The organism is Escherichia sp. GZ89, from assembly GCF_019366485.1.
GTDB classification, from domain to species: domain Bacteria; phylum Pseudomonadota; class Gammaproteobacteria; order Enterobacterales; family Enterobacteriaceae; genus Escherichia; species Escherichia fergusonii.
Genome location: NZ_JAEOHX010000009.1, coordinates 226,761 through 233,341, shown reverse-complemented (window position 1 = coordinate 233,341; position 6,581 = coordinate 226,761). Strand labels below are relative to the sequence as shown.

12 protein-coding genes and 1 pseudogene are annotated in these 6,581 nt (G+C 44.7%); 12 read left to right on the top strand and 1 reads right to left on the bottom strand.

Annotated features, from left to right (window positions below):
* Window positions 1-134: 134 nt before the first annotated feature.
* On the bottom strand, window positions 135-617 hold the full coding sequence (locus K0335_RS15875) for a superinfection exclusion B family protein (protein WP_000281856.1): 483 nt from the start codon (window positions 615-617) through the stop codon (window positions 135-137).
* 266 nt (window positions 618-883) lie between these two features.
* Between K0335_RS15875 and K0335_RS15870 the strand changes: the two genes are divergently transcribed.
* From K0335_RS15870 to K0335_RS15815, 12 genes and pseudogenes are all read left to right on the top strand, one after another.
* Entirely contained in the window at window positions 884-1,084 is a 201-nt protein-coding gene (locus K0335_RS15870) for an antirestriction Ral family protein (protein WP_000213975.1), read from the top strand.
* Window positions 1,085-1,266: 182 nt separating this feature from the next.
* Window positions 1,267-1,635: a DUF2528 family protein gene (locus K0335_RS15865; protein ID WP_074562900.1), complete on the top strand. Its 369-nt coding sequence runs from the start codon at window positions 1,267-1,269 to the stop codon at window positions 1,633-1,635.
* Window positions 1,636-1,707: 72 nt separating this feature from the next.
* Window positions 1,708-1,872, top strand: a complete 165-nt coding sequence (locus K0335_RS15860; RefSeq protein WP_001198861.1) for a protease FtsH-inhibitory lysogeny factor CIII — start codon at window positions 1,708-1,710, stop codon at window positions 1,870-1,872.
* On the top strand, window positions 1,841-1,984 hold the full coding sequence (kil, locus tag K0335_RS15855) for a host cell division inhibitory peptide Kil (RefSeq protein ID WP_000372941.1): 144 nt from the start codon (window positions 1,841-1,843) through the stop codon (window positions 1,982-1,984). The genes K0335_RS15860 and kil overlap by 32 nt, the downstream gene beginning before the upstream one ends.
* A gap of 74 nt (window positions 1,985-2,058) precedes the next feature.
* On the top strand, window positions 2,059-2,355 hold the full coding sequence (locus K0335_RS15850; protein WP_000995439.1) for a host-nuclease inhibitor Gam family protein: 297 nt from the start codon (window positions 2,059-2,061) through the stop codon (window positions 2,353-2,355).
* A gap of 5 nt (window positions 2,356-2,360) precedes the next feature.
* Window positions 2,361-3,146 carry a phage recombination protein Bet gene (gene bet, locus K0335_RS15845; RefSeq protein ID WP_000100847.1) on the top strand — a complete coding sequence of 262 codons (786 nt, stop codon included), beginning with the start codon at window positions 2,361-2,363 and terminating at the stop codon, window positions 3,144-3,146.
* The gene (locus K0335_RS15840) at window positions 3,143-3,823 is read left to right on the top strand and encodes a lambda exonuclease family protein (protein WP_000186789.1); all 681 of its coding nucleotides are present in this window, start codon (window positions 3,143-3,145) and stop codon (window positions 3,821-3,823) included. Before bet ends, K0335_RS15840 begins: the two co-directional genes overlap by 4 nt.
* On the top strand, window positions 3,820-3,978 hold the full coding sequence (locus K0335_RS15835) for a DUF1317 family protein (RefSeq protein WP_074195081.1): 159 nt from the start codon (window positions 3,820-3,822) through the stop codon (window positions 3,976-3,978). The genes K0335_RS15840 and K0335_RS15835 overlap by 4 nt, the downstream gene beginning before the upstream one ends.
* A complete protein-coding gene (locus K0335_RS15830) occupies window positions 3,975-5,039 on the top strand; it encodes a DGQHR domain-containing protein (protein ID WP_021557045.1) in 1,065 nt (354 codons plus the stop codon). The genes K0335_RS15835 and K0335_RS15830 overlap by 4 nt, the downstream gene beginning before the upstream one ends.
* Before the next feature lie 153 nt (window positions 5,040-5,192).
* Entirely contained in the window at window positions 5,193-5,414 is a 222-nt protein-coding gene (locus tag K0335_RS15825) for a TraR/DksA family transcriptional regulator (RefSeq protein ID WP_138223044.1), read from the top strand.
* Between the two features lie 44 nt (window positions 5,415-5,458).
* Window positions 5,459-5,710 (top strand): annotated as a pseudogene (locus tag K0335_RS15820) (ead/Ea22-like family protein); the annotation flags it as partial.
* Between the two features lie 250 nt (window positions 5,711-5,960).
* Window positions 5,961-6,575, top strand: a complete 615-nt coding sequence (locus K0335_RS15815; RefSeq protein ID WP_181142131.1) for a hypothetical protein — start codon at window positions 5,961-5,963, stop codon at window positions 6,573-6,575.
* Window positions 6,576-6,581 lie beyond the last annotated feature (6 nt).

Sequence of the window (6,581 nt, the reverse complement as noted above, 5' to 3'; positions counted from 1 at the left end):
ACCATTTGATCATATGACAAGATGTGTATCCACCTTAACTTAATGATTTTTACCAAAATCATTAGGGGATTCATCAGGGCATAACATGCAGTGGACGCCAGAAAATTAAGGGAAAATCGATTCCTCTTACCTAGTTACTTAGATATTGGCCTTGGCTTTATCTCAATATTATATGGATCATAGCTGGCAACTAATTCAGTCCAGTAAATATCCTCAATAGGGAATAATATATGCTTCCCGTTCCATCGGGAAAAAGTTTTGTTCAACACACCAAGCTCAATCAACTCACTAATGTATGGGAATTGTTTTGATGTAACCACATACTTCCTGCCTTCATTAAGGGCTGCGCACAAAACCATAGATTGCTCTTCTGTAAGGTTTTGAATTACCGATCGCACTTTATCGTTTTGCATCTTAATGCGTTTTCTTAGCTTAAATCGCTTATATCTGGCGCTGGCAATAGCTGATAATCGATGCACATTAATTGCTAGCGAAAATGCAAGAGCAAAGACGAAAACATGCCACACATGAGGAATACCGATTCTCTCATTAACATATTCAGGCCAGTTATCTGGGCTTAAAAGCAGAAGTCCAACCCAGATAACGATCATATACATGGTTCTCTCCAGAGGTTCATTACTGAACACTCGTCCGAGAATAACGAGTGGATCCATTTCTATACTCATCAAACTGTAGGGGTTGTAATAGTTTATCCGATTTCTCGCTGTAGGGGTACACGAGAACCACCGAGCCTGATGTGGTTAAAAGACAGGCACAATCTTTACTACCGCAATCCACTATTTAAGGTGATATATGGAAGAAGAATTTGAAGAGTTCGAAGAGCATCCGCAGGATGTAATGGAACAGTACCAGGACTATCCGTATGACTACGACTATTGATAAGAATCAATGGTGTGGACAATTCAAGCGATGCAATGGATGCAAGCTGCAATCGGAATGCATGGTTAAGCCTGAAGAAATGTTTCCTGTAATGGAAGATGGGAAATATGTCGATAAATGGGCAATACGAACGACGGCAATGATTGCCAGAGAACTTGGTAAACAGAACAACAAAGCTGCCTGATAGTGGCCTTTATTTTTGGCATAAATAACAGAATAAACACTGCACTGTGTATTCATTCCAACGAGTGAATACACGGAGCAATGTCGCTCGTAACTAAACAGGAGCCGACTTGTTCTGATTATTGGAAATCTTCTTTGCCCTCTAATGTGAGGGCGATTTTTTATCTGTGAGGATATGAACAGATGTCAAACATCAGAAAATACATCATTGATTACGACTGGAAAGCATCAATAGAAATTGAAATCGACCATGACGTAATGACAGAGGAAAAACTTCACCAGATTAATAATTTCTGGTCAGACTCTGAATACCGACTAAATAAACACGGCTCTTTATTAAATGCTGTATTAATCATGCTGGCGCAACATGCTCTGCTTATAGCAATTTCGAAAGACTTAAATGCATATGGTGTTGTTTGTGAGTTCGACTGGGATGATGGAAATGGTCAGGAAGGATGGCCTCCAATGGATGGTAGTGAAGGAATAAGAATTACCGATATCGATACATCAGGAATATTTGATTCAGATGATATGACTATCAAGGCCGCCTGAGTGCGGTTTTACCGCATACCAATAACGCTTCACTCGAGGCGTTTTTCGTTATGTATAAATAAGGAGCACACCATGCAATATGCCATTGCAGGGTGGCCTGTTGCTGGCTGCCCTTCCGAATCTTTACTTGAACGAATCACCCGTAAATTACGTGACGGATGGAAACGCCTTATCGACATACTTAATCAGCCAGGAGTCCCAAAGAATGGATCAAACACTTATGGCTATCCAGACTAAATTCACTATCGCCACTTTTATTGGCGATGAAAAGATGTTTCGTGAAGCCGTCGACGCTTATAAAAAATGGATATTAATGCTGAAACTGAGATCAAGCAAAAGCATTCACTAACCCCCTTTCCTGTTTTCCTAATCAGCCTGGCATTTCGCGGGCGATATTTTCACAGCTATTTCAGGAGTTCAGCCATGAACGCTTATTACATTCAGGATCGTCTTGAGGCTCAGAGCTGGGCGCGTCACTACCAGCAGATCGCCCGTGAAGAGAAAGAGGCAGAACTGGCAGACGACATGGAAAAAGGCCTGCCCCAGCACCTGTTTGAATCGCTATGCATCGATCATTTGCAACGCCACGGGGCCAGCAAAAAAGCCATTACCCGTGCGTTTGATGACGATGTTGAGTTTCAGGAGCGTATGGCAGAACACATCCGGTACATGGTTGAAACCATTGCTCACCATCAGGTTGATATTGATTCAGAGGTATAAAACGGATGAGTACAGCACTCGCAACGCTGGCTGGGAAGCTGGCTGAACGTGTCGGCATGGATTCTGTCGACCCACAGGAACTGATCACCACTCTTCGCCAGACGGCATTTAAAGGTGATGCCAGCGATGCGCAGTTCATCGCATTGCTGATCGTCGCCAACCAGTACGGCCTTAATCCGTGGACGAAAGAAATTTACGCCTTCCCTGATAAGCAGAACGGCATTGTTCCGGTGGTGGGCGTTGATGGCTGGTCCCGCATCATCAATGAAAACCAGCAGTTTGATGGCATGGACTTTGAGCAGGACAATGAATCCTGTACATGCCGGATTTACCGCAAGGACCGCAATCATCCGATCTGCGTTACCGAGTGGATGGATGAATGCCGCCGCGAACCATTCAAAACCCGCGAAGGCAGAGAAATCACCGGACCGTGGCAGTCGCATCCCAAACGGATGTTACGTCATAAAGCCATGATTCAGTGTGCCCGTCTGGCCTTCGGATTTGCTGGTATCTATGACAAGGATGAAGCCGAGCGCATTGTCGAAAATACCGCATACACTGCAGAACGTCAGCCGGAACGCGACATCACTCCGGTTAACGATGAAACCATGCAGGAGATTAACACTCTGCTGATCGCCCTGGATAAAACATGGGATGACGACTTATTGCCGCTCTGTTCCCAGATATTTCGCCGCGACATTCGCGCATCGTCAGAACTGACACAGGCCGAAGCAGTGAAAGCTCTTGGATTCCTGAAACAGAAAGCCACTGAGCAGAAGGTGGCAGCATGACACCGGACATTATCCTGCAGCGTACCGGGATCGACGTGAGAGCTGTCGAACAGGGGGATGATGCATGGCACAAATTACGGCTCGGCGTCATCACCGCTTCAGAAGTTCACAACGTGATAGCAAAGCCCCGCTCAGGAAAGAAGTGGCCTGACATGAAAATGTCCTACTTCCACACCCTGCTGGCTGAGGTTTGCACCGGTGTGGCTCCGGAAGTTAATGCTAAGGCGCTGGCCTGGGGAAAACAGTACGAGAACGACGCCAGAGCCCTGTTTGAGTTTACTTCCGGCGTGAATGTTACTGAATCCCCGATCATCTATCGCGACGAAAGTATGCGCACCGCCTGCTCTCCCGATGGTTTATGCAGTGACGGCAATGGCCTTGAGCTGAAATGCCCGTTTACCTCCCGGGATTTCATGAAGTTCCGGCTCGGTGGTTTCGAGGCCATAAAGTCGGCTTACATGGCCCAGGTGCAGTACAGCATGTGGGTGACGCGAAAAGATGCCTGGTACTTTGCCAACTATGACCCGCGTATGAAGCGTGAAGGCCTGCATTATGTCGTGGTTGAGCGGGATGAAAAGTACATGGCGAGTTTTGACGAGATGGTGCCGGAGTTCATCGAAAAAATGGACGAGGCACTGGCTGAAATTGGTTTTGTATTTGGGGAGCAATGGCGATGAAGCATACTCACGATAATATCCGGGTAGGCACGATCACTTTCGTCTACTCCGTTACAAAGCGAGGCTTGGTATTTCCCGGCCTTTCTGTTACCCGAAATCCCCTGAAAGCACAGCGGCTGGCTGAGAAGATAAATAATAAACAGGAGGATATATGAGTCAGGTTGGTAATCATTCATTCGAATTTCCGGCATCGCAAGGTGTACAGGGTGGTACTGTTACACTCTTCCTTACCATACCAGGAAGATCGCTGGCTCGTTTCCTCGCTTCAGATAATTACGGCCATACACTGGAACGCTCTCAGCGAGAAATTAATCCAAATCGAGTACGAAAATTTTTAAATTATCTCACTAACGCAGACTCAAGAAATGAGCCTTTTATCATTCCCCCTCTCGTAGGTAACTGTGATTCGAATATAGAATTTGTACCGTTTGGCAACACAAATGTTGGTATAGCCAGAATTCCCCTCGACGCCGAAATAAAACTTTTTGATGGTCAACATCGTGCAGCTGGCATTGAGATATTTTGCCGAAGTTCCCCATCAACACTCATGGTTCCCATGATGCTTACAATGAATCTGCCGCTAAAAACCCGGCAGCAGTTCTTTTCGGACATAAATAACAACGTTTCTAAGCCATCAGCGACCATCAATATGGCGTATAACGGCCGGGATGATATTGCTCAGGGAATGATATCCTTCCTGACCCAACATACTGTATTTGCCGATATAACCGATTTTGAACACAACGTAGTGCCATTAAAAAGTAATATGTGGGTGAGTTTCAAGGCACTCACTGATGCAACGTCAAAGTTCGCTAGGAACGGCAATCAACAACTTGAAATGGGATATATAGAATCTGTCTGGGAGGCATGGATTACACTAACTCAGATTGACTCAATCCGACATGGTGTACACCACGCTACGTACAAGCGCGATTATATTCAGTTCCATGGAGTAATGATTAACGCTTTCGGTTTTGCGGTTCAACAGATGATGGTTAATCATTCCATCGCAGAAATAACTTCTATGATCGAAAAACTATGTGCAACTACCAGCTCTGCAGAAAGAGAGGATTTTTTTCTGATGGATAACTGGGCGGGGATCTGCACGAAAGCCAGCCAGGAAAAACTATCTGTTATTGCCAATGTGGCAGCGCAGAAAGCAGCAGCAAACAGACTGATACAAGCTTTTACCAAAGGAAGTCTGGAATCAACTTAATGAATCAACATTGTCTCATATCAGCATGCTGTACGGCGTCTTTAAGGAACGGTGAACATGAAAAACAAAATCATCATGGAGCTACAGGCTCCTTTTTTATTATTCGCATTCACCCTCAAGCGTATTAACCAACAATTCAGGGATTAATGAAAGATGGCAGACATCATTGATTCAGCATCAGAAATTGAAGAATTACAGCGCAACACAGCAATAAAAATGCGCCGCCTGAACCACCGGGCTATATCTGCCACTCATTGTTGTGAGTGTGGCGATCCGATAGATGAGCGAAGACGCCTGGCTGTTCAGGGTTGTCGGACTTGTGCAAGTTGCCAGGAGGATCTGGAGCTTATCAGTAAACAGAGAGGTTCGAAGTGAGCGTAATTCACTCTCAGGCACTGCGTGAAGCGGCAGAGCAAGCAATGCATGACAACTGGGGATTTGACGCGGACCTTTTCCATGAGCTGGTAACACCATCGATTGTGCTGACACTGCTGGATGAACGGGAAAGAAACCAGCAGTACATCAAACGCCGCGACCAGGAGAACGAGGATATTGCGCTAACGGAGGGGAAACTGCGTGTTGAGCTGGAGACAGCAAAAATCAAAACTCAACGAGCAGCGTGAGTAGAAGGTGTTATCTCGGATGGAAGTAAGCGTATTGCTGAACTGGAGGCCTGGGTTGAATACACAAGAGCTGCATACGTAAGAGCAAAAGACAAGGGAGATTTGATCAGAGTTATTACCCGACAACCAACGGGATTTTACGCTTACGTACCATGTAATTAGGAATCCTTGAAGTGGCAGCCTAACTGCGGATACACTGAAATGGCGATTTGGTAACATGTTTCGCACAAGGCTGTTACTACGCTTAAAGATAATCAGCCATCATTAAACGCTTTGTAAAAAGTAAAAGGAAATTACAATGAAAAAATCAATACTAATTTTAGGGCTTACGTTAATTGTCTCATCTCAAATACCATCGGCAATGGCAAAAAATGAATCAAGACTTTGGGTTGTTGTTGATCGAACGGAAAGACATACCTGCCCTTCAAGTAAATGTGGAGTGGCTGGGAAACTATTTTTCAGGGAAGGCGTAGATTTTCTAGAAAAAAAAGGTGAATGGGTTCGTATAACTGAGCCATATTCAGCCTCATGTGTGGGAGGGGAAAGCGAATATATTAAAGAAGGTAATAAATCCTGCACAAGAAAAAACGGAATCGTTAATGGCAAGTTTTCAGAATGGGTTAAACTTAGTGATCTTAGCAGTGAAAGGCCATCAGATCCTACTGAAAATGCGAGCGGAGATGATACTTTAATCAAAGGATCTGATGACTACCGTATATACAAAAAAGAGTTTTCTTCGGCAGCTAGGAAGTTAATAAATGAAGGGGTCTGCACAGAAAGCGATTTTAAGGAAATCGGAGGGTGGATGGCATCAAGCAATAAGGGTGAAAACATCTATTTCACATATTGTGGAGGAATGACGTTGTCGAACAGAATATACCTAGATGTTAAAAGTGGAAAGACTTTTAGATAATATGAT